The following is a 19,379-nucleotide window of genomic DNA, read 5'->3' on the forward strand; positions in this document are numbered from 1 at the left end:
ACACCGGTTGTGGATGAACGCGACGCCGACCAACGGTCGCTGCAGCCGGACATCCATGGGCATACACTCGCCACAGGCGGGAGCGCCCGCCGCTGCCGGGAACCGTCATGTACCGTTCTGCCGCCCATTGCCTCACTCTTTCGCTGCTGGCCTTCTGTGCTCCCGCCTTCGGCGCAGACCAGGCACCGCCCGCCGATGTGGTGACGACCCCGACCATCACCGTGTCGGCCGCACGTGTGCCGACCCCGGAAGAAGTGTTCGCCATTCCCGCGGACCTGCGTGCGATGCTCCAGAAGCAGGTGATCCAGCGCAGCTACTCCCGCGACCAGCGGCTGCAGGCGCTCGTGGAGATGATCTTCGACCAGCACGGGCTGGACCTGCAGTACGACGCCAATGCGACCTACACCGTCAGCGATATCTGGCAGCACCGCCGCGCCAACTGCCTGGCCTTCACCCTGCTGTTCGTGACGCTTGCGCGGGAGGCTGGCATCCAGGCCCGCGTGCAGGAAGTCGGGCAGGTGGTGTCCTGGTACCAGGACCAGGACGCGGGCGTGGTCTACAGCGTCGGCCACGTCAACGCCGGTGTCGACGTCGGTGGGCGTTTCGGTACCGTCGATCTGGACCGCAATGTGCTCTATGACCGCCGCGGCCCGGTTCCCGTCAGCCGTGCGCGGGCGTTGGCGCACTTCTACAACAACCGGGGTGCGGAGCGCCTCGCCGACGGTGACTTCGTCGGCGCCCGTGCATTCTTCGAGGCGTCCCTGGCCCAGGACAGCGGGTTCGCTCCGGTGTGGAACAACCTCGGCGTGCTCGACCACCGCGAAGGCAACAACGAGGCGGCGCGGCAGGCGCTGGACCGATCGCTGCAGCTGGACGGCCGCCAGGATGCCGCACTGACCAATGCCTCCGCGCTGTTCCGCAGCCTGGGCTTGACCGCGCAGGCGCAGTCACTTGAGCGCCGGTTGAAATCGGTGCAGCGCGAAGACCCGTTCGCGCAGTACATGTTCGGCGCCAAGGCCGAACGGGCCGGCCAGCTGGACCAGGCGATCCGCTATTACCGGCAGGCCGTGCGCCTGTATGACACCGCGCATCAGTTCCACTTCGGGCTGGCACGGGTCTATTTCCTGGCTGGCCAACTCAAGCGCGCTGATCGCGAACTGCTGCGTGCACAGGAACTGGGAGGCGCGCCGGAGCAGGCGCGCTACCAAGCCAAGCTGGACAGCCTGGCCCGCTGGCGCGCGCAGCAGCAGGCCAGGCGCTGAAGGCGATCAGGCCTTCTTGAGGAAGCAGGTCTTCAGGACCAGGCCCTTGATCTTGTCCGAGTTGCCTTCGATGTGCTCGGCGTCATCCTCGGCCAGGCGGATGTTGCGGATCACGGTGCCCTGCTTGAGCGGGATCGAGGAGCCCTTGACCTTCAGGTCCTTGATCACGGTGACGGTGTCGCCGGCCTGCAGGGTATTGCCATTGCTGTCACGCACGACCAGGGCGGAACCGGCGCTTTCCTCGGCAGTCCATTCGAAACCGCAGTCGGCGCAGATCCACAGCGCACCATCGGCGTAGGTGTTTTCCAGGGTGCACTGCGGGCAGGCGGGGGCAGAAGACATCAGCAAGTACCTCAAAGTGAATCAACAGCCGCCATTGTAACCGGCTGGCTTCCCTGCCCCTTTTCCGGGCGGGCTCCGGGCTGCCCACTGGACCCGGACCAGAACAGCACGCCCCGGGAACTTGCAGTCGGCGCCGAACTGCAGCAGAGTGCGCGGCCCCTGATCGCCCCCGGAACTCCCCATGCGCCTCGGCATCGACTTCGGTACCAGCAACTCCGCCGCCGCCATCGTGCATGAGGGGACACTGCTGCCGATCCGCTTCGGTGACGCCGAACAGTTCCGCACCAGCGTGTACTTCCCCGGCGTGGTGCCCGACCCGGATGACTTCCAGCTCGACGACGGCCAGGAACACCAGCTGCAGCAGATGATCGACAGCGCTGCGCGCGCGGCCCGTGCCGCCGGCCAGGAACGCACGCCGCAGGCGCTGCGCCGCGAAGCCCTGCGCGCACTGCGCCGGGAATGGATGGAAGCCCGCGCCGGCAAGGAGCGCAGCGCCAGCGACCTGCTGCAGAACGCGGTCTACGGCGACGACGCGCTGGAAGCCTATTTCGAGGAACACGAAGGCAACCTGGTGCAGAGCCCGAAGTCGATGCTGGGCTACAACCTGCACCCGCGCGCGAAGCAGACCATCACCGGCATCGCCGCGCACATCCTCGAGCACATCCGCCTGACCGCCAGCGCCCAGCTTGGCCAGCCGCTGCGTGCCGCCCTGCTCGGCCGCCCGGTGCAGTTCCGCAGCTCGATCGGCGCGGCCGGCAACGATCAGGCACTGGACATCCTGCGCGAAGCCGCCACCCAGGCCGGTTTCGACCAGATCGATTTCCTCGAGGAACCGGCCGCGGCGGCCATGCATTACCACGCCGAAAGCCGCGAGCGGCACCAGGCGGTGATCGTTGACATCGGCGGCGGTACCACCGATATCGCCCACGCCGAGGTTGGTGGCGATGCTGCGCCGCGCATCCACCGCGCCTGGGGTATCGCCCGTGGCGGTACCGACATCGATCTGGCGCTGAGCCTGTCCAGCTACATGCCGCTGTTCGGCCGCGGCATCACCCGCGTGCCCGCCCACCACTACGTGGAAGCCGCCACCGTGCAGGACATGACGCGCCAGCGCGACTTCCGCCAGCACAAATACGACCACGTCGACGAACCGTGGGGCGCGCGCCTGCAGGCCCTGCAGGACACCGGCAACACCGCCCGCCTGTACCGCGATGTCGAACGCGCCAAGATTGCCCTCAGCGCCGCCAGCGAACACCGCAGCACGCTGGACTACATCGCCCGCGACCTGCATGCCGACAGCAGCGCCGACGGCCTGGCCGCCGCCGCCCATGGCTACCTGGAGCAGATCCGCGAGCTGCTGGCCCAGGTCCGCAGCGACATCGGCGGCGACCCGGACGCGGTGTTCCTGACCGGTGGCATGTCCCGTGCCGGCTACCTGCGCCAGGCCGTGGCCGAGGCCTTCCCGGGGGCCCGCATGATCCACGGCGAGCCCTCGCTGGGCGTGGTCCAGGGCCTTGCGCTGGCGGCAGCCAGCCAGGATTAACAAAACGTTACGCGGTCTAAGTTACTCTTGGTCGGCTAGAACCCCGCTGCACCTTCCGCCGGCCACGCCGGTGTGTGTCCACAGTGCAGCCTGGCCCGCCCCGCGGGCCTAGCGGCCATGCCTTCCTGGCTCGTTCATGGTCCGCGCAGCACCTGAGCCGCCATCGAGACCCGCTTTGGGCACCCGCCAGGCCCCTGTGGCCTTACAACCTGACGCAGCACCTGCACCCATCGACTGCCGCCGTTGTGACGCGGTCTGTTGCCGGCTGCCCGTGCTGCTGCAGCCCGGCGACCACGTGCCCGGCCAGTTCCTGTCACGCGACACCCACGGCCGCGCCGTGATGGCGCGCAACGAGGAAGGCTGGTGCGCGGCGATCGATCCCTATCACCTGCGCTGCACGATCTATTCGCAGCGCCCGGCGATCTGCCGCCAGTTTTCGATGGGCGGCGATGACTGCCGCCGCGAGCGGCAGGACTACCTGCGCCAGGCCGATGCCTGGGCGCTTTCCTCCCCTTCCACCTGACAGGAGCAACCATGCCCCGCAAGGCAAAGACCCCCGCGAAGGCCAGCAACAGCATCCGCAGCGAACGCAAGGGCGCGGCCGCCAGCACTGTGGTCAGCAGCGATTCGATCGCTTCGGACCTGGCAGCGTTCCGCAAGGCCGGTGGCAAGATCGAAGTCCTCGGCACCACCTGGGCGCTGAAGAAAGCCAGCTGACCCAGTACCGACCGCGGCGGCGCTGCCGCCGCGGCCTGCCGGATCGCGTTCAGCGGTCCAGGCGTACCCGCACACTGCCCGAATGCGACTGGATGCGGATGTCACCATCACCGCCGCCCAGACGCGTATCGAGGTGGCTGCCCGGCCCATAGCGCGGCCGCTCCACCTGCCCGGCGTCACTGTTGATCGAACCACTGAAGCTGTTCACCGACAGCTGTGCCGACACCGTGCGCGGCAGGCTCAGCGTGACCGAGGCACTAACCGATTCGACGTTGATGCGGCCGCCGGGAGCCAACCCGGCCGCTGCCAGATCGATGCTGCCCGAGACGGTCTCCACCGCCAGCCGCTGCACGCGCCCGGCGTCCACCTCGACCCGGCCGGACACCGTCTGCGCACCGATATCACCGGACACGCCGCCGCCGGCCTCGATCCGGCCACTGACCGTGTTCACGTCCAGCTTCGGCGTCTGCAGGCGTGCGCTGACGCTGCCACTGACCGTGTTGAGCTTGCTGTCGCCACTGCGGCCAACCGCGCTCAGGCTGCCGCTGACCGTGTCGGCCTGCAGCCGTCGCACATCGATGCCACTGATGTCCTGGCTGGCGCTGACCGTGCTCAGCAGCAGCTCCACCGAGCGCGGCACGTTCAGTACCAGCGTCGCGCCACCATTGCTGCTGCGGCGCGGGTATTCGATCTCCCAGCGCACACGGTTGGCACTTTTCTCCTGACGCAGCTGCAGGCCGTCGCTGAGCGTGCCGGTGAGCTGCACGTCATTGCGGTCCCAGCCACGCACGGTCACCTTGCCGGCCACATTGCTCAGCTCGATGCGACCGCCCGCGGCCAGGGTGTGGCGCTCGTCGATGCGGGTGTCGGCCAGCGCCACGGCAGGGGCCAGCAGCAGCGCGACACAGCAGGAAATCAGGGTTCGGGTCATGGGGGTCTCCTCAGGTCGTCAAGCCGGACTCGGCGGCATAGGCCGCCTGCCGGGTCAGTTCCAGCCGCAGCGCGTAGGTGCGCTTGAGCTGGCCAAGCAGGTGCGGCGCACGTGGGTCCTGCGCCAAGGCGGCACGGATCTGCGCTGCGCTTTCATCCAGTTCGTGCAGCGCCGGCTGCCATTCCGGCGCCCGTCCATCGGGCAGCGAAGCGACGGCCTGCTGGTACTGCTCGGTCATCGCCGCCGCCTGCAGCTGCAGCGCTGAAGGTACCGGCACCTCCGGCTGCGCATGCCGCCACGGTGCCACCGCGTAGAACGCCAGGCTGGCCGCCAATGCCGCACCGACCGGTAGCCACCAGCGACGCCGCGAGCGCGCTGGCAGGGCCACCACGTTGTCGCCCGGCGCAGGTGCCGCCTGCGGTTCACGCGGCGGCAGCTGCGCCGACAGGCGTGCCCAGCCATCGGTGGGTACGCCGCGTTCGGTCGGCAGCGCGCGCAGCCGGGCCAGCAGATCGTGGTCGGAATCGTGGTCGTGTGTACTCATGTCATGTCTCCCAGCCGTGCGCGCAACAGGCCGCGCGCACGATGCAACTGTGCCTTGGAACTGCCGACGGCCATCTGCAGCTGTTCGGCGATTTCCTGGTGTTTCCAGCCTTCGATGTCGTGCAGTACCAGTACCGCACGTGCCCGTGGCGGCAGTGTCGACAGTGCCCGTTCGAGGTCGCGTTCGGTGCCGGCGCAACGATCGTGCACTGCCAGCTCCTGCAACCCTCCGTCCACTTCGTCGAGGCTGTCGTGATCCTGCCCGCCCGCACGTCCGCGCAGCTCCATCAGTGCCGCGTTGACGCCCAGCCGGTGCAGCCAGGTCGACAGGCTGCTCTCGAAACGGAAGCCCGGCAGCGCCTTCCACGCCTGCAGGAACGCTTCCTGCAGCGCGTCCTCGGCGCGTGCCTGCTGGCCGCCACACAACCGCCACAGCACAGCGAATACACGGGGCGCGTGGCGCCGGTACAGCAGTTCATAGGCAGCGGTGTCACCGGCCGCCGCCGCCCGCACCAGGGCGGGTTCATCGACGGCGTCGTTGGCGGCAGGCGGCGCGGGCATGGTGGTGTCGAGCATATCGCTTGGATGCGGCGACCCGGGAAAAGGTTTAGAGCCGATCGATGATCTCCGGCCTGCAACCTTTTCGACGGCTGCTGCATCCATGAGAAGTCCTTCATGAAAACGCCGTCCAGGAGTACAGCCATGTCCAGCCCATCCTGCGCCGCCCTGCTGGTGATCGCTGCCTGCCTCGTGCTGCAGGCCCTGGGCCTGTCGCTGCATCTGCGGACCGACGCCGGCCGCGCCTGCCTGCACCAGCATCGCCAGGAACTGGTCTGCCTGGCCTGGGCCCCGGCGGTCGAATCCCAGGCACGTGCCGGGTAACATCGAGGGCCGTTACTGCCACCTGTTGTCGCCCCCATGATGTTGTCGCTGAAGGATCACCTGCCGGCCTGGAGCCACCCGTGGCTGGACTACGCAGGCGTTGCACTGCAGATCGTACTGGTACTGCTGGTTGCCTGGCTGCTGCGGGTGCTTGCCCGTCGACTGATCCGGCGCTTCGCCGAGCACTACACGCTGCCGCCGGAAATGGTCATGGGCGCTCGGCGGATCACCAGTTTCGTCGTCTATTTCAGCGCCCTGCTGTACATCCTCAGCGTGCTCGGCGCCTCGCCGTCGGTGTTGTGGACCGCGTTCACCGGCTTTGCGGCCGTGGGTGCGGTGGCCTTCTTCGCGGCGTGGAGCGTGCTGTCCAACATCTTCTGCACGCTGCTGATCTTCACCACCCGCCCGTTCCGCCTGCATGACTACATCGAAGTGCTGGAGAACGGCGAGAAGCCGGGTCTGAAGGGGCGGGTGATCGACGTGAACCTGATCTACACGACGCTGCAGGAAACCGGAGACGGCCACGAAGGCACGGTGCTGCAGCTGCCGAACAACCTGTTCTTCCAGCGCACGGTGCGCCGCTGGCGCGACCCCGCACAGGCACCGGGCGGCATCCAAGGCGACGGCTGAGGGAGTGTTTCTTTGCAGGGCTTGCAGCCCTGCACCTGCTTAGAGCAACGGCAACCGCAAAAGCATGCTATCCGTGGGATGGCGGGGCGGGTCCGGTGGCGGGAGACGCCGTAAACCCATCCGTGGGGGCTTAGCCGCGGCATCCATGCCGCGGACACTCCCGCCACCGGACCCACCCCGCCTTCGACAGTTGGCCTCGATCTGTCGGAACGGCGCATTGCCCTGGCGGGTGTCGACCTTGGTCGACACGGTGGATCCACGCCATGCGTGGATGACTCATTCGATATCTGACAGATGTGTCGACCAAGGTCGACACCTACCAACAGCCGCGGAAATCTGTCAGAGGCGGGGCGGTGTCGGAGTGCGGGGTGTCCGCGGCATGGATGCCGCGGCCAAGCCCCCAGGGACGGGTTCACGGCGTCCCCGCACTCCGACACCGCCCCTGCCAACCCACGGAATGCCAGCTTTTGCTGTTGCGGTTGCCTTGGCTTGAAGGCTTCGGCGGGTGCAGGGCGCAGCCCTGCCGAACACCCCTTACCTCAGCTGGCTGTCCTTGCTGCCACGCCGGTTGTAGCCGGCATGCGCCTGCTCTTCGTCGTCGTGCGCCTGCTGGCACGCCACGCACAGCCGAACACCGGGTACAGCCTGGCGTCGCGCCAACGGGATCGGCGCGTCGCATTCCTCACAGTGTTCCAGACCAGGGCCCCGCCGCAGCTGGCGCCGCGCACGGGCAATCGCATCATCAACTGTGGCGTCGATCTGGTCCTGGACCGCGCCGTCTCCCGCCCAACCGGTGGCCATGGCCATCCTCCGCAGGTGTGTCGCCTGATATGGAGACGATACACCCCGGAAAAAAGGCAGGTCTTCATGTAGAGCCGAACCATGCTCGGCTGCTCTTCAGGAAGACGAACAGAACGCGGATGGGTTCGATCAAGCCGATTGCGACTTAATGCCCTCCGTCCCCCTTTTGTTTACCAGACCAGGTCGTCGGGTACCTGGAACTGGGCGTAGTAGGCGTCGTCCTCTGCGTTGCCGGTTGAGATCTCGGCGGTCGAGCCCGGCTGGCCGTGGTCGACAATGATCGCTTCCGGGGCGCGCTCACGCACCTTCTCGGCAGCAGCACGTGGCAGCAGGGCGTAGCCCTCGCCGTTGGCGACAATGACCAGCACCCCCACCGACAGCGCCTTGCGCAGCTTGGGGTCGATCAGCAGGGTGCGGATCGCGGCGCCGTCACTGAACCGGTACTCATCGTCGCCCTTGTGGGGCACGGCGTGGGCACTGATGATCTGCCTGGCCTGGGCTTTCTGTTCAGCCTGGCGGGCCTGCGCATTGCGCTCGGCGGCCAGCGCGCGGTCGCGCTCGACCTTCTCGGCGCGGGCGCGTTCAGCCTCGCGCTGGACCTCGCCCGAGGTCGATTCGGCCTTGCCCTGCCGGGCCTTGGCCTGCGCGCTCGCGGCAGCGCTGGCCTGCGACTTCTTGGCCAGGCCGGCCTTGAGCAATTGTTCCTGCAGCGCGTTGGGCTTTGCCATGGTCGATGCGTACCGCGTGTAATCTTGGATGCCCCATTCTACCGACGCCCCGCCGCCCCTGCATGGCAGTCCTGAAGTACCTCACCGGTTATCCCGAACCCCTGGTTGCCCAGGTCAGCGACCTGCTGGCGCAGGGCAAGCTCGGCCCCTGGCTGCAGCAGCGCTACCCCGACCCGCACGAAGTGCGCAGCGACCGCCAGCTGTACGACTACACCCAGGACCTGAAGGACCGCTACCTGCGCAAGTCGGTGCCGCTCAACAAGGTCTGCTACGACAACACGCTGGAAGTGATCAAGCACGCGCTGGGCACCCATACCGCCATCTCCCGCGTCCACGGCGGCCGCCTCAAGGCCAGCCGTGAGATCCGCATCGCCACCGTGTTCCGCCAGGCACCGGCAGCGTTCCTGCGCATGATCGTGGTGCATGAGCTGGCCCACCTGAAGGAAGCCGACCACAACAAGGCCTTCTACCAGCTGTGCCAGCACATGGAACCGGATTACCTGCAGCTGGAGTTCGATACCCGCCTGTACCTGACCGAGCTGGCCAACCGCGGCCAGCGCTGACCGGCCGCAGCAGCTACACTGCGCGCCCCCTGCCTGACCTTTCCGCCATGGAACCGATCCGTCTCGACAAACGCCTGTCCGCCCTGCTCGGCATCCCGCGCGGCGAAGCGCGACGCTACATCGAAGGCGGCTGGGTCACGGTCAACGGCGACGTGGTGGAACAGCCGCAGCGTCCGGTCGATGACAGCGCGGTGATCGTCGTGGCCGAACAGGCCAGCGATGAAAAGGCCGAGCGCGTCAGCATGCTGTTGCACAAGCCGGCCGGCGTTGCCGCTGAGACCCTGTGTGCGCTGGTCAGCAGTGACAGCCGCAGCGAACTTGATGCCAGCGACATCCGTCCGCTGCAGCGCCATTTCCACGGCCTGCAGCTGGCCGCCTCGCTTCCGGCCAGCGACAGCGGCCTGGTGGTGGTCAGCCAGGATCCGGCCACGCTGGCCCATCTGCAGCGCAATCTGGGCCGCACCGAACAGGAATACCTGATCGAAGTAGCCGAAGGCGGTCCGGAGCGCGGCCCGTGGCTGATGGCCCGGCTGCAGCAGGAATCGGGCGGCGCCAAGGTCAGCTGGCAGAGCGAGCAACGCCTGCGCTTTGCTGGCAAGGGACTGACCGCCAAGGGCCTGCGCGTGGCGGTGACGGCTGCCGGCCTGCAGGTGACGGCCGTGCGTCGGCTGCGTATTGGCCGCGTGGCATTGGGGCCGCTGCCTGCGGGGCAGTGGCGTTACCTGGGCAGCGACGAGCGGTTCTGACCGCGAAGTCCCTGTCATCCACGCATGGCGTGACGTTGCCTGGAGAAGCCATCCACGCATGGCGTGACGTTGTCTGAAGAAGCCATCCACGCGTGGCGTGGATCTACGCGGCGGGTCTCTCGGCTTTCATCCACGCATGGCGTGGCTCTACCATCGGGGCATGAGCCTGCCCAAGCCCCTGTGGCGACGCCTGCTGCGCGTCGCTGCACTCATCCTCGCCGCGCTGTTGCTGCTGGTCCTGTCCGGGCTGCTGCTGGCTGACCATCTCACGCCACAGGCGCAGGGCTCACCCTCGCATGTGCTGCCGCTGCAGCCGACACAGACCCGCATCGACCAGGAGATCGTGCCGCTGCAGAATGCCCATCCCGGCAAGTCCGGCGTGGCCTTCCTCAGTGATGGCATGGACGCGTTCGCCGCGCGCGCGATGATCACCGCGCACGCTGGCCGCAGCCTGGACCTGCAGTACTACATCTGGCACGACGACCTGGTCGGCCACCTGATGGCCAAGGCGCTGTACGACGCCGCAGAGCGTGGTGTGCGCGTGCGCATCCTGCTCGACGACATGAACGCCAAGGACAAGGACGCCTTGATGATGGCGCTCGATGCGCATCCGAACATCGAACTGCGCCTGTACAACCCGTTCCGCAACCGCAGCGGCATCGCGCGCACGCTGGAGCTGGTGCAACGCGCCTTCAGCGTGAACCACCGCATGCACAACAAGAGCTGGATCGCAGACGGCCGCATCGCGATCGTCGGTGGCCGCAACATCGGCGAGGAATACTTCAGCGCGCGCGACGATGTGAACTTCCAGGACCTGGATCTGGTAGTGGCCGGCCCCGCCGTGCAGCAGGCCAACCAGATCTTCGACGACTACTGGAACAGCAGCACGGCGATCCCTATTTCCGCACTGGCCTCGTACACCGATGCGCAGTTGCAGCAGCTGGTGCGGCAGTCGGACCTGGATGCGATGCATGCCAAGGCACAGCCGTACCTGCAGCGTGTGGCCGAATCGCGCCAGCGGCAACGGCCCAGCCCGGAACCGCTGCACTGGAGCGCGGACGTGCAGATCGCGTCCGATCCGCCGATGAAACACCGCGACGATGATCGCCACAGCTGGCTGGTCAGCACGCTCAGCGAGGAGCTGCGCGGTACCCGCCGCAGTGCGCTGCTGATCTCTCCCTACTTCGTGCCCGGCAACGATGGGGTCGAGGCGCTGTCGGCGCTGGCCGCGCGCGGCGCGCAGGTGGGCGTGGTCACCAATTCACTGGCCGCCAACGACGTGGCGGCGGTACACGGCGGCTACATGGGCTACAGGGCGCCGCTGCTGAAGGCCGGCGTGCAGCTGTACGAACTGAAGGCACACGGCCAGCTGGATGCCAGCCTGTTCGGCAGCAGCGGTGCCAGCCTGCACACCAAGGCATTCGTGGTCGATGACCGTCGCGGTTTCGTCGGTTCGTTCAACCTCGACCCGCGTTCGGCCTACCTCAATACCGAAATGGGCGTGCTGTTCGACGACCCGGTGCTGGGTGCGCAATTGCGCGACGAGTACCTGCGCCTTGCCCGCCCGGAACACAGCTGGTGGCTGGCGCTGGGGCGCGATGATGACCTGCGCTGGCTGGAGCGGCAGCCACCGCCGTACTGGGTGGAGGCCGAACCCGGGGCCAGCCTGGGCAAGCACTGGACCGCGCGGGTGATCAGCTGGCTGCCGGTGGAATCGCAGCTGTAAGTCTCAGCAGGCCGAACCGGCGCCTTCCTCACCGGCTTCGCCCAGTGTTTCCACGCTGCGCCCATGCAAGCGCCGCCAGATCCAGCGCAGGGCATGTGGCGGCGCCGAAGGCAGTTGTTCCAGCAGCGCCAGCATGCGGCTCTGGCTGGCATGGCCATGCCGGCACAGCAGGCTGGCCGCAGCGGCTGAGGTGGCCAGGCGCAGGCTGTCGGCAAGTGGACCATCGGCCTCCGGTGCCAGTGCCTGATGCACCGGCTCGGGCAGCTCCCAGGCTGCAGCCACGCGTTGTGCCAGTGGCAACGACCATTGCTGCAGCAATTGCAGGGCCAGCGCCGGCTCCACGGTTTCGCCGCGGGCCTGCGCTTCCTGCAGCAGTTGGCGCATCACCAGCGCAGACCCCAGCCCCTGCACGAGCCCCAGCCACTGCGCGGCGAAGGCATCACCGAAGGAGACCGTGCGTGCATGATCGGCCGCTGCGCGCGACGCCAGCAGCGCGTGTTCCCAGATGATCGTGCTGAACTGCGGGAAGACATCGCACTGCACCTGCATCACGGGCTGTACCAGCACGGCACTGATGATCTGGCGCACGCCTTCGGTGCCGACCAGGGTCACCGCCCGCTGCAGGCTTTCAACCGGGCGCTCGTGCACCCTGTAGGCCGGGCTGTTGGCAATGCGCAGCAGGTTGCCGGTCAGCACCGGGTCCTGGCCGATGATGGCAGCCATCACCCGTGCCGAGGCCGCATCATCGTTGACGGTCTGGATCAGCTGCGGCAGCAGCTGCGGGCGCCGGGGCAGCTGTCGGGCGGCCCAGTTGCGGTCCTGCAGCGCGCGCGCGACCGCCTCACCCAGCCCCGCGGCCTGCACCGGCGCGGATTCACCGGCCAGGCGCGGGTACAGGGCCAGCGCATGCAGGCCGCGCTGCAGATGTGCAGCGATCTCGGCCGAAGGCAGCGCCTCACCCTGCAGGCTGGCCGCAGCCGCCGCCACCGCCTGCCGCGACACCGCCGCCAACCGGGACGGCGCGGCCCCGGTCGAGCGCGCCAGCCAGCCGCGCAGCGTTCGCCACCAGGCCGGCGTCATCGCCGCCCGCCCTGTCGTTGTGGTGCCCTTGCCGTCACTGACCGCCCTGCCTCTTCACGCCAATCCGGCCACCCGCCGTCGTCGCAGCATCGGCCGCACTTTCATCTTCTTTAACCGGACGGTCGCCAACGTCGACGGCAGCGGCCGGGGGAATGGACTAGAATGGCGCCGCGCGACCCGTCCCCCTGCACCGACGATGTCGCTTTTTTTGTTTTTGGGACCCTACCGTTCACTGGCCGTTCGCTGCAGTTCGCCGCTGTTCGCGCCATCGGAGACGCCATGCTATTCGAAACCCTCGCCACCACCGGCCACGAACAGGTGGTGTTCTGCCACAACCACGATGCCGGCCTGAAGGCGATCATCGCCATCCACAACACCACCCTGGGCCCGGCCCTGGGCGGAGTGCGCATGCGCCCCTACGCCAGCACCGACGAGGCGCTGGCCGACGTGCTGCGGCTGAGCAGGACGATGACCTACAAGAATGCGCTGGCCGGGCTCAACGTGGGCGGCGGCAAAGCGGTGATCATCGGCGACCCGAAGGTCGACAAGACCGAAGTGCTGTTCCGCGCCTTCGGCCGTTATGTCGATTCGCTGGGCGGGCGCTACATCACCGCCGAAGACGTCGGTACCGATGTCAACGACATGGAGAACATCTACCTGGAAAGCCAGTTCGTGACTGGCGTGCACCAGGTCCATGGCGGATCTGGCGATCCCGCCCCGTTCACCGCCTACGGTGCGCTGCAGGCACTGATGGCGTCGATGCGCTTCAAGTTCGGCCATGAGGAAGTGGGCAAGACCAGCATCGCCGTGCAGGGCCTGGGCCATATCGGCATGGAACTGGTGAAGCTGCTGCGCGACCGCGGCGCCAAGTTGTATGTCACCGACCTGGACAGTGCGCTGGTCGATCGCGCGGTCAGCGATTTCGGCGCCGAAGCGGTCAAGCCGGACGAGATCCACGAAGTGAACGCCGACGTGTTCGCACCGTGCGCGCTGGAAGGCGCGATCAACGCCGACACCCTGCCGCGGATCAAGGCCAGGATCATCTGCGGCACCGCCAACAACCAGCTGTCGAGCCTGGAGATCGGCGACGAGCTGCATGCGCGGGGCATCCTGTATGCGCCGGACTACGCGGTCAACGCCGGCGGCGTGATGAACGTGTCGCTGGAGATCGACGGCTACAACCGCGAGCGTGCGATGCGGCTGATCCGCAGCATCTACCACAACCTCACCCGCATCTTCGAACTGTCGCAGCGCGAGAACATCGCGCCGCAGCGTGCAGCCGACCGCATCGCCGAGAGCCGCATCCTGTCGATCGGCAAGCTGAAGATGCCACTGGGCCGCAGCACGCCGCGACTGGGCAACCTGCGCGGCGGCTGAGCCTGCCGCAATCGCGCCGGKAATTTCCCGGCGCGACCGAGCCGTCAGAAGCCGGTGCTGTAACGCAACGCGGCCTGGCGCGCACCTTCACCACCGACGCGCTGGTCAAAGCCCAGGCTCAGGCGGCCGTAGCGGCCCCACCATGATTCCAGCGCCACACCGATCAGCGCACTGCCGCGCGGCGCGTTCCAGCCCGCCAACGGTGCCCAGGCATCGACGCCGACGAAACTGGCCTGCCAGTCCGCGTCCGCACCATCAAGCCGTTGCTGCCATTCGGCATGCCCACGCAGCGTCCAACGCCCCCAACCACGCTCGCCGCGGATACCGGCCAGCATCTGGCTGCGCTGCACGCGATTGGCATCACCCCGCAGGCCGAAACCGAAGCCGCCGAGCTCATTGAAGGCGTCGGTATCCACGCGCGTGGTGCTGGCACCGACGTAGGGCGTCAACGATGCGCCTGCACGCCCCAGCCGGTACCCCCCTTCCACGCTGGCACTGCTGAAACGGCCGCCGTACCGCGCGGAGACGCCATAGGCGCCCACACCGAGCAGCAGCTGACGATCCAGCGCGCGGGTGAACTGGCCGCTGCCGACCTGGGCCAGCGCATAGCCACGTCCCAGGCTCCATCCGGCGTACAGTTGCGCCTGTGCCTGGCGATCACGCCCGCGATCACCACCGAAGCTGCTGCCCCCGTTGCTGCGGATCTCGCCGAAGGCCACGCCCATCAGGCCGTTGCTGCCCAATGGCAGATCCTGGCCTGCCATCCAGCCACGGCTGTCGGCGGTGTTGCCGGCGAAGCTGCCCTGCCCTGCCTCGCCCAGCGCGCCCTGCCAGCGGCCACGCAGCCGTGGAGCGGCCTGTACGCGATCAAAGCGCTCGGCGATCGCACGCCGTGACATGTCGATGCTGTCGAATGTGGCCGCCTCGGCGCGTGCATGCGCCTGCCCGGACAGGCTCTGCAGGCTGGCCGCCAGCCCCTGCTGGCCACCGCCGGTCCACTGCAGCGCACCGGCCGCCGTGCCGAAGGCAGATCCCTGCAGGCCCGCATTGTTGTCGAGCGCCGCGAATGCGCCTTCCAGACGCTGTGCCGCCGTCTGGGCGGACGCCCCCAGGCCGCTGGCCGCCGCAGTGACGCTGACCTGGGTCAGGTTCAACCAGGCGTTGTTGCTGTCGTAGCCGTAGCTGCTCTGCAGCAGCGACAAGCCCTGCAGACCGCTCGAGGTAGCCGGAGCATTGAAAGTGCCACTCAGGCCGCCCACGGCATGGATCAGGTCCTGGCGGCTGCCGTTCTGCGGCACGTAGCCAGAGACGAAGCCGTGCACGCGAACGCCACCGTTGATCGCTGCGCTGCCGGTGACCTGCAGTGCATTGGCGCCGAGCGCGATCATCAGCTGCCCGCCCGCCTGCTGGGTGTAGTTGCCCTCGATGGTGCCGGTGGTATTGCCGGTGGTGAGGAACACGCTGCTGCCATTGACCACGTTGCCGATCACCCGGGGCGTGCCGCCGTTGAACTGCAGGCCAGTGGAATCCGGATCGGGCTGAGCGAGAATGGTCACGTTGGAGCGGATCACACCACCGTTCTGCAGCGACAGAATGCCACGCTCGATGCGGGTGGCGCCGGAATAGCTGTTGTTGCCCCCCAGCACCAGAGTGCCACCGCCCTGCTTGACCAGCCCACCGCTGCCGCTGATGTCGTTGCTCCAGATCGAACCGGTCGAGGCGACATCCACGTTGGCCACTACGTCGCCCCAGTCGAAGCGACCGGGACCGTTGATCGCACGACCGATGTCGAGCAGGCCGTAGCCGAACACCGGATCCACGCCGGGGGCACCGATGTCCTTGGCGGTGCCCAGCAGGGTCTGCCGCACCAGATCATTGGTGAAGTACGGGAAGCGTTGCCAGACCAGCGCGGCGGCACCGGAAATCAAGGGAGCAGCAAATGACGTTCCATAGTTCCAGTAATAGCTGCCGCCATTCGCATCCGGGTAGACCGCACTGCCCGGTGCCGCCAGGCAGTAGCGGGCCGCCTGGCCGCAGGCATTGGCATAGCTGGCCAGTGCCCCGGGGGTATACGGGTCCACTGCGGTGGCCACCAGCCAGCCACGCTCCAGATCCGCGGCCGGCAGCGTTCCGGCCACGCCCTGCTGGCTGGGCAGCGCAGCCAGGCTGCTCGGTTCACTGCGGCCATCATTGCCTGCGGCGAACACCACCAGTCCGCCGTGGTTGATCACGAATGGACGGTATTCGGCGGCCACCTGTGCCGTGGTCGGCAGGTCGGTCCAGTACAGACCGCCCCACGAGTTGTTCATGACCTTCACGTTGTAGCTGATCAGGTCCTGGTGGACCTGGGCTACGCCGAGAGGACCGCTGAAGGCGTTTCCGCGTCCACTGCCGTCATCGCCCGGTGGCTTGTCGGAAATGATCCGCGCCGAGACGATCTGCGCACCCGGCGCGATGCCACCTGGCCAGGAACCCACCGCTGCGCCGGCGGCGAGGCTGGCTACAGCGGTGCCATGCCCGACCACATCGTCGACCCCCAGATTGTTCTTCGCCGGGTCGATGTAGTTCAGGTTGGCGAGCACCCGTCCATTCAGGGCCACCGCGTTGCGCTGCACGCCCGAATCGACGATGCCGATGCGCACGCCCTGCCCGGTCAGGCCGGCGGCCTGTGCCGCGCGCGCGTTGGTGACTGAAAGATGCGCATCGAAAGCCGGTTCCTGCGGTTTGACCGGCGGCGGGGTGGTCGGGGGAGGCGGAGTGGGCGGCGTGGTCGGTGGTGGGTCGACGCGGATGTTGCTGCCGCCACCGCCGCCACCGCCACAGGCCGTCAACGCCATCGCCAACGCCGTTGCCAGCACGGACCTCACCTTCATCATGCGTTCCATCGATTCCTTCCCATGAACGTTGTCCTGCCATCCGCCTGGCAGGTGTGCGGCCGCTCCCAGCGGCGGCCCTCCGCGACCCTCTATACTTGGGCCGACCCCCACGCAGTCTGCCGGGAAACCGGGGCGCTTCCAACGGTCCTTGGTCTCCTTTCCGAACATTGCTTACGCATCAACGAGATTGCCATGTCCAACATCGTCATCGCCGCCGCCAAGCGCACCGCCATCGGCTCCTTCCTCGGCCAGTTCAGCGGCGTGCCCACCCCCACCCTGGGCGCGGCCGCCATCGCCGCCGCCCTGGAACAGTCGGGTGTCCCGGCCAGCGACGTTTCTGAAGTCCTGATGGGCTGCGTGCTGCCGGCCAACCTCGGCCAGGCGCCCGCCCGCCAGGCCGCGATCGCTGCCGGCATTCCGCTGTCTGCCGGAGCCACCACGCTGAACAAGGTCTGCGGCTCGGGCATGAAGACCATCATGCTCGGTCATGACCTGATCAAGGCCGGTTCGGCCAGCATCGTGGTCGCCGGCGGCATGGAGTCGATGTCCAACGCCCCGCACATGCTGCCGAACTCCCGCACCGGAAACCGTTTCGGCAACTTCCAGGCGGTCGATCACATGGCCCACGATGGCCTGGTCAACGCTTACGATGGCAAGGCGATGGGTGAATTCGCCGAATGCGCGGTGGACAAATACCAGTTCAGCCGCGAAGAGCAGGACGCCTACGCCATCGAATCGGTCAAGCGTGCACAGGCCGCGCAGGCCAACGGCGCGTTCGCCGATGAAATCGTCGCGGTGAAGGTTGCCACGCGCAAGGGCGAGGTCGAGGTCGCCACTGACGAGCAGCCGGGTCGCTCCGACATCGCCAAGATCCCCACGTTGCGCCCGGCCTTCAAGAAGGACGGCAGTGTCACCGCCGCCAGCTCGTCCAGCATCTCCGACGGCGCCGCCGCCGTGGTCCTGCTGACCGAAGAAGATGCCGCTGCGCGTGGCATCACGCCGCTGGCGCGCATCGTCGGCCATGCCACCCATTCGCAGGAGCCTGAGTGGTTCACCACCGCTCCGATCGGCGCGCTGCACACGCTGCTGGGCAAGACCGGCTGGTCGTTGGACCAGGTCGATCTGTTCGAGATCAACGAAGCCTTTGCCGTGGTGGCGATGGCCCCGATGCGCGAACTCGGTATCCCGCACGACAAGCTCAACGTGAATGGTGGTGCCTGCGCGCTGGGCCATCCGATCGGTGCATCCGGCGCACGGCTGGTGGTGACCCTGGTCAACGCCCTGCGCACGCGCGGTGGCAAGCGCGGCATTGCCACCCTGTGCATCGGCGGCGGCGAAGCAACGGCAATTGCCATCGAATTGATTTAAAAAGATTTAACGATGATTTCGCAAAAATGAATGCGGGATCGCTTGACACCCAATCTTGGCTTGTCATCATGTTGTCGGCGCGCAGTTGCGCGTTGCCTAATCTAACGACGAGGATTCACACAATGAGCATCAACAAGCTGCTGGTCGCGATGTCCCTGGCTCTGGCCCTGGCCGCCTGCTCGAAGCAGGAAGCTGCCCAGGACGCCGCTGCTTCGGCCAACGAAGCCGCCACCGAAGCCCAGGCTGCTGCCGACCAGGCCGCCGCTGCCGGCGCCCAGACCGCCGACGCTGCCCAGCAGGCCGCTGACACCGCCGCCACCGCTGCTGACGCTTCGGTCGACGCTGCTGCCCAGGCTGGCGCTGCTGCCACCGACGCTGCTGCCGGCGCTGCTGCCGACGCTGCCAAGGCTGCCGAAGGCACCGCCGAGAAGGCCAAGGACGCCGCTGAAGAAGCCAAGAAGTAATAACTTCTTTCTTCACGCTGTTCTGGAAAAGCCGCTGGTTCACCAGCGGCTTTTTCTTTGCCCGGTCTTCACGACGGCATGAATAGGCTGGCGTCCCCATCCATTGCAGCACCGGAGACCGCCATGAAGATTCGTCCGATCACCACCACCCTGCTGGCCGGCTCCCTGCTGCTGGCCCTGGCCGCGTGCAAGGGCCCGGAAGCCGAACAGGCAAAGCAGGACGCACAGCAGGCCGCCGACAGCGCCGGCGCTGCCGCCCGTGATGCCGTGGACAAGGCCGCCGAGGCGACCCGCGACGCCGCCGACAAGACCGCCGCCGCGTCCGAGCAGGCCGCTGCTGATACCCAACAGGCGCTGGACAACGCCGCTGACGCCACTGCAAACGCCGCCGACAAGGCCAAGGACGCCGCGACCGACGCCGCCGCACACGCCAGCGACGCCACCGCCAACGCTGCGCAGAAGGTCGCCGACAAGGCGCGTGATGTCGCCAATGACGCCAAGGCCAACGCCGCCAAGGAAGAAGCCAAGCACTGAGGTGTACCGGCAGCCGCGCACCGGCTCGGCGCTACAGGAAAAGCCGCGGCACTGCCGCGGCTTTTCTGCTTTTCGCTCTCTGCTTTTTCTGTTGATTCCGTGGTGGACGGCACGGAAACCGTCCAAGGCCACGCGGGTGGGTTGCGCAGCGGCGTAAGCGCCATGGATGGCGCGCCCGAGCCTACACGGACGTATTCACGGCGCCCCCTGCGCAACCCACCCGCGCGGCCCGCTCACGATGCAGACTTCGCGCACCCACCACGAGG

Annotated in this window: 21 protein-coding genes; 13 read left to right on the forward strand and 8 right to left on the reverse strand. The window is 67.5% G+C overall.

All coding sequences use genetic code 11. The features are described from left to right. The first annotated feature begins 107 nt into the window (after nucleotides 1–107). Nucleotides 108–1,262 (forward strand): transglutaminase-like domain-containing protein, encoded by a 1,155-nt coding sequence (locus D7Y61_RS07380; RefSeq protein WP_180865725.1) that lies wholly within the window; start codon nucleotides 108–110, stop codon nucleotides 1,260–1,262. A gap of 6 nt (nucleotides 1,263–1,268) precedes the next feature. Here D7Y61_RS07380 and D7Y61_RS07385 read toward each other — a convergent pair whose 3' ends face one another. Next, entirely contained in the window at nucleotides 1,269–1,604 is a 336-nt protein-coding gene (locus tag D7Y61_RS07385) for a zinc ribbon domain-containing protein YjdM (RefSeq protein ID WP_180865726.1), read from the reverse strand. A gap of 181 nt (nucleotides 1,605–1,785) precedes the next feature. Here D7Y61_RS07385 and D7Y61_RS07390 point away from each other — a divergent pair, with 181 nt between their 5' ends. The 3 genes from D7Y61_RS07390 (at nucleotide 1,786) to D7Y61_RS07400 (ending at nucleotide 3,864) form a co-directional block, all read left to right on the forward strand. Next, nucleotides 1,786–3,147, forward strand: a complete 1,362-nt coding sequence (locus D7Y61_RS07390; protein ID WP_180865727.1) for an Hsp70 family protein — start codon at nucleotides 1,786–1,788, stop codon at nucleotides 3,145–3,147. A 229-nt stretch (nucleotides 3,148–3,376) separates the two neighbouring features. Next, nucleotides 3,377–3,670, forward strand: a complete 294-nt coding sequence (locus D7Y61_RS07395; protein WP_053462562.1) for a YkgJ family cysteine cluster protein — start codon at nucleotides 3,377–3,379, stop codon at nucleotides 3,668–3,670. A gap of 11 nt (nucleotides 3,671–3,681) precedes the next feature. Next, nucleotides 3,682–3,864, forward strand: coding sequence for a hypothetical protein (locus D7Y61_RS07400; protein WP_005410566.1), 183 nt, complete (start codon nucleotides 3,682–3,684; stop codon nucleotides 3,862–3,864). A 49-nt stretch (nucleotides 3,865–3,913) separates the two neighbouring features. Here the strand turns inward: D7Y61_RS07400 and D7Y61_RS07405 are convergent, their stop codons facing one another. The 3 genes from D7Y61_RS07405 to D7Y61_RS07415 are packed head-to-tail and all read right to left on the reverse strand — an operon-like array spanning nucleotide 3,914 to nucleotide 5,914. Then, nucleotides 3,914–4,795 (reverse strand): DUF4097 family beta strand repeat-containing protein, encoded by an 882-nt coding sequence (locus D7Y61_RS07405; RefSeq protein ID WP_180865728.1) that lies wholly within the window; start codon nucleotides 4,793–4,795, stop codon nucleotides 3,914–3,916. A 10-nt stretch (nucleotides 4,796–4,805) separates the two neighbouring features. Beyond that, on the reverse strand, nucleotides 4,806–5,339 hold the full coding sequence (locus tag D7Y61_RS07410; RefSeq protein WP_180865729.1) for a hypothetical protein: 534 nt from the start codon (nucleotides 5,337–5,339) through the stop codon (nucleotides 4,806–4,808). Continuing rightward, nucleotides 5,336–5,914 carry an RNA polymerase sigma factor gene (locus D7Y61_RS07415; RefSeq protein ID WP_032129359.1) on the reverse strand — a complete coding sequence of 193 codons (579 nt, stop codon included), beginning with the start codon at nucleotides 5,912–5,914 and terminating at the stop codon, nucleotides 5,336–5,338. The genes D7Y61_RS07410 and D7Y61_RS07415 overlap by 4 nt, the downstream gene beginning before the upstream one ends. A 126-nt stretch (nucleotides 5,915–6,040) precedes the next feature. Here D7Y61_RS07415 and D7Y61_RS07420 point away from each other — a divergent pair, with 126 nt between their 5' ends. Continuing rightward, nucleotides 6,041–6,220 carry a hypothetical protein gene (locus D7Y61_RS07420; RefSeq protein WP_180865730.1) on the forward strand — a complete coding sequence of 60 codons (180 nt, stop codon included), beginning with the start codon at nucleotides 6,041–6,043 and terminating at the stop codon, nucleotides 6,218–6,220. 36 nt (nucleotides 6,221–6,256) lie between these two features. Beyond that, complete coding sequence (locus tag D7Y61_RS07425) at nucleotides 6,257–6,850, forward strand: mechanosensitive ion channel family protein (protein ID WP_180865731.1); 594 nt, start codon at nucleotides 6,257–6,259, stop codon at nucleotides 6,848–6,850. A 534-nt stretch (nucleotides 6,851–7,384) separates the two neighbouring features. Here the strand turns inward: D7Y61_RS07425 and D7Y61_RS07430 are convergent. Together D7Y61_RS07430 and D7Y61_RS07435 are read right to left on the reverse strand one after the other, a co-directional pair. Then, nucleotides 7,385–7,651 carry a DksA/TraR family C4-type zinc finger protein gene (locus D7Y61_RS07430; RefSeq protein ID WP_180865732.1) on the reverse strand — a complete coding sequence of 89 codons (267 nt, stop codon included), beginning with the start codon at nucleotides 7,649–7,651 and terminating at the stop codon, nucleotides 7,385–7,387. Nucleotides 7,652–7,821: 170 nt separating this feature from the next. Further along, a complete protein-coding gene (locus D7Y61_RS07435) occupies nucleotides 7,822–8,379 on the reverse strand; it encodes a DUF2058 domain-containing protein (protein ID WP_180865733.1) in 558 nt (185 codons plus the stop codon). A 62-nt stretch (nucleotides 8,380–8,441) separates the two neighbouring features. On the opposite strand from D7Y61_RS07435, the gene D7Y61_RS07440 reads away from it, so the two are divergent. The 3 genes from D7Y61_RS07440 (at nucleotide 8,442) to D7Y61_RS07450 (ending at nucleotide 11,414) form a co-directional block, all read left to right on the forward strand. Beyond that, entirely contained in the window at nucleotides 8,442–8,942 is a 501-nt protein-coding gene (locus D7Y61_RS07440; RefSeq protein ID WP_010482861.1) for a M48 metallopeptidase family protein, read from the forward strand. A gap of 47 nt (nucleotides 8,943–8,989) precedes the next feature. Continuing rightward, nucleotides 8,990–9,688 (forward strand): RNA pseudouridine synthase, encoded by a 699-nt coding sequence (locus D7Y61_RS07445; protein ID WP_010482859.1) that lies wholly within the window; start codon nucleotides 8,990–8,992, stop codon nucleotides 9,686–9,688. 136 nt (nucleotides 9,689–9,824) lie between these two features. Next, a complete protein-coding gene (locus tag D7Y61_RS07450) occupies nucleotides 9,825–11,414 on the forward strand; it encodes a phospholipase D family protein (RefSeq protein WP_180865734.1) in 1,590 nt (529 codons plus the stop codon). 3 nt (nucleotides 11,415–11,417) lie between these two features. Here the strand turns inward: D7Y61_RS07450 and D7Y61_RS07455 are convergent, their stop codons facing one another. Next, nucleotides 11,418–12,494, reverse strand: coding sequence for an HDOD domain-containing protein (locus D7Y61_RS07455; protein ID WP_180865735.1), 1,077 nt, complete (start codon nucleotides 12,492–12,494; stop codon nucleotides 11,418–11,420). A gap of 279 nt (nucleotides 12,495–12,773) precedes the next feature. On the opposite strand from D7Y61_RS07455, the gene D7Y61_RS07460 reads away from it, so the two are divergent. Next, nucleotides 12,774–13,871 (forward strand): Glu/Leu/Phe/Val dehydrogenase, encoded by a 1,098-nt coding sequence (locus D7Y61_RS07460; RefSeq protein ID WP_180865736.1) that lies wholly within the window; start codon nucleotides 12,774–12,776, stop codon nucleotides 13,869–13,871. Between the two features lie 44 nt (nucleotides 13,872–13,915). Here the strand turns inward: D7Y61_RS07460 and D7Y61_RS07465 are convergent, their stop codons facing one another. Continuing rightward, nucleotides 13,916–16,756 (reverse strand): autotransporter serine protease, encoded by a 2,841-nt coding sequence (locus D7Y61_RS07465; protein ID WP_180865737.1) that lies wholly within the window; start codon nucleotides 16,754–16,756, stop codon nucleotides 13,916–13,918. A gap of 183 nt (nucleotides 16,757–16,939) precedes the next feature. Here D7Y61_RS07465 and D7Y61_RS07470 point away from each other — a divergent pair, with 183 nt between their 5' ends. From D7Y61_RS07470 to D7Y61_RS07480, 3 genes are all read left to right on the forward strand, one after another. Further along, on the forward strand, nucleotides 16,940–18,115 hold the full coding sequence (locus D7Y61_RS07470) for a thiolase family protein (protein WP_180865738.1): 1,176 nt from the start codon (nucleotides 16,940–16,942) through the stop codon (nucleotides 18,113–18,115). A gap of 122 nt (nucleotides 18,116–18,237) precedes the next feature. Further along, nucleotides 18,238–18,579, forward strand: a complete 342-nt coding sequence (locus tag D7Y61_RS07475; protein ID WP_004153024.1) for a hypothetical protein — start codon at nucleotides 18,238–18,240, stop codon at nucleotides 18,577–18,579. A gap of 123 nt (nucleotides 18,580–18,702) precedes the next feature. Continuing rightward, a complete protein-coding gene (locus D7Y61_RS07480; RefSeq protein ID WP_180865739.1) occupies nucleotides 18,703–19,113 on the forward strand; it encodes a hypothetical protein in 411 nt (136 codons plus the stop codon). Nucleotides 19,114–19,379 lie beyond the last annotated feature (266 nt).

This window comes from Stenotrophomonas maltophilia, from assembly GCF_013464485.1.
GTDB lineage: Bacteria > Pseudomonadota > Gammaproteobacteria > Xanthomonadales > Xanthomonadaceae > Stenotrophomonas > Stenotrophomonas maltophilia_AW.

Bases quoted from the DNA above. Each gene is read 5' to 3' on its own strand.
- D7Y61_RS07410 (WP_180865729.1), bottom strand. From the start codon at position 5,339: ATGAGTACACACGACCACGATTCCGACCACGATCTGCTGGCCCGGCTG.
- D7Y61_RS07415 (WP_032129359.1), bottom strand. From the start codon at position 5,914: ATGCTCGACACCACCATGCCCGCGCCGCCTGCCGCCAACGACGCCGTC.
- D7Y61_RS07385 (WP_180865726.1), bottom strand. From the start codon at position 1,604: ATGTCTTCTGCCCCCGCCTGCCCGCAGTGCACCCTGGAAAACACCTAC.
- D7Y61_RS07480 (WP_180865739.1), top strand. From the start codon at position 18,703: ATGAAGATTCGTCCGATCACCACCACCCTGCTGGCCGGCTCCCTGCTG.
- D7Y61_RS07450 (WP_180865734.1), top strand. From the start codon at position 9,825: ATGGCGTGGCTCTACCATCGGGGCATGAGCCTGCCCAAGCCCCTGTGG.
- D7Y61_RS07470 (WP_180865738.1), top strand. From the start codon at position 16,940: ATGTCCAACATCGTCATCGCCGCCGCCAAGCGCACCGCCATCGGCTCC.
- D7Y61_RS07420 (WP_180865730.1), top strand. From the start codon at position 6,041: ATGTCCAGCCCATCCTGCGCCGCCCTGCTGGTGATCGCTGCCTGCCTC.
- D7Y61_RS07455 (WP_180865735.1), bottom strand. From the start codon at position 12,494: ATGACGCCGGCCTGGTGGCGAACGCTGCGCGGCTGGCTGGCGCGCTCG.
- D7Y61_RS07440 (WP_010482861.1), top strand. From the start codon at position 8,442: ATGGCAGTCCTGAAGTACCTCACCGGTTATCCCGAACCCCTGGTTGCC.
- D7Y61_RS07400 (WP_005410566.1), top strand. From the start codon at position 3,682: ATGCCCCGCAAGGCAAAGACCCCCGCGAAGGCCAGCAACAGCATCCGC.
- D7Y61_RS07465 (WP_180865737.1), bottom strand. From the start codon at position 16,756: ATGGAACGCATGATGAAGGTGAGGTCCGTGCTGGCAACGGCGTTGGCG.
- D7Y61_RS07390 (WP_180865727.1), top strand. From the start codon at position 1,786: ATGCGCCTCGGCATCGACTTCGGTACCAGCAACTCCGCCGCCGCCATC.
- D7Y61_RS07430 (WP_180865732.1), bottom strand. From the start codon at position 7,651: ATGGCCACCGGTTGGGCGGGAGACGGCGCGGTCCAGGACCAGATCGAC.
- D7Y61_RS07460 (WP_180865736.1), top strand. From the start codon at position 12,774: ATGCTATTCGAAACCCTCGCCACCACCGGCCACGAACAGGTGGTGTTC.
- D7Y61_RS07445 (WP_010482859.1), top strand. From the start codon at position 8,990: ATGGAACCGATCCGTCTCGACAAACGCCTGTCCGCCCTGCTCGGCATC.
- D7Y61_RS07435 (WP_180865733.1), bottom strand. From the start codon at position 8,379: ATGGCAAAGCCCAACGCGCTGCAGGAACAATTGCTCAAGGCCGGCCTG.
- D7Y61_RS07405 (WP_180865728.1), bottom strand. From the start codon at position 4,795: ATGACCCGAACCCTGATTTCCTGCTGTGTCGCGCTGCTGCTGGCCCCT.
- D7Y61_RS07475 (WP_004153024.1), top strand. From the start codon at position 18,238: ATGAGCATCAACAAGCTGCTGGTCGCGATGTCCCTGGCTCTGGCCCTG.
- D7Y61_RS07380 (WP_180865725.1), top strand. From the start codon at position 108: ATGTACCGTTCTGCCGCCCATTGCCTCACTCTTTCGCTGCTGGCCTTC.
- D7Y61_RS07425 (WP_180865731.1), top strand. From the start codon at position 6,257: ATGATGTTGTCGCTGAAGGATCACCTGCCGGCCTGGAGCCACCCGTGG.